Origin of the sequence: Ralstonia sp. SET104, from assembly GCF_003851545.1 — a bacterium.
In the GTDB taxonomy this organism is placed as follows: domain Bacteria; phylum Pseudomonadota; class Gammaproteobacteria; order Burkholderiales; family Burkholderiaceae; genus Ralstonia.
This window is the reverse complement of sequence record NZ_BHVX01000043.1, coordinates 1-632: the sequence shown is the minus strand read 5'-3', so window position 1 is coordinate 632 and position 632 is coordinate 1. Positions and strand designations below refer to the sequence as shown.

Here is a 632-nt window from a genome sequence, read left to right as displayed (position 1 = left end):
GAAGTGGCCGAGCGTAGCGCCAACATCCACCTGAAGGACAAGTCCAAGGTGTTCAACACCGCGCGCGTCGAAGCGCTGGAAGTGGCCAACCTGGTGGAAGTCGCCAAGGCGACGATGGTATCGGCCGCTGCCCGCAAGGAATCGCGTGGCGCTCACGCCCACAGCGACTTCCCGAACCGCGACGACGAAACCTGGCTCAAGCACTCGCTGTGGTACAGCGAAGGCAACCGTCTCGATTACAAGCCCGTGCAGATGAAGCCGCTGTCGGTGGAAACCGTGCCGCCGAAGGCACGTACGTTCTAACTGATCGGCTCAGATAAGGGACCCGCAAAAATGAAGCGTATTTTTGAAGTCTATCGCTACGATCCGGACAAGGACGCAGCGCCCCGCATGCAGACCTATGAGGTTGAACTCGACGGTCACGAGCGCATGCTGCTCGACGCGCTGGTCAAGCTGAAGAAGCTGGACGAGTCGATCGCGTTCCGTCGCTCGTGCCGCGAGGGCGTGTGCGGCTCCGACGCCATGAACATCAACGGCAAGAACGGTCTGGCCTGCCTGACCAACATGCGTGAGCTGCCCGAGAAGATCGTGCTGCGCCCGCTGCCGGGGCTGCCCGTGGTGCGCGACCTGAT

Annotated in this window: 1 protein-coding gene and 1 pseudogene; both read left to right on the top strand. The window is 61.9% G+C overall.

What is annotated here, in order from left to right; translation table 11 throughout:
* Positions 1 to 303, top strand: a pseudogene (locus PSUB009319_RS22730) (succinate dehydrogenase/fumarate reductase flavoprotein subunit); the annotation flags it as partial.
* Positions 304 to 333: 30 nt separating this feature from the next.
* A partial coding sequence (locus tag PSUB009319_RS22725; protein WP_260393128.1) for a 2Fe-2S iron-sulfur cluster-binding protein occupies positions 334 to 632 on the top strand: 299 nt, incomplete at its 3' end.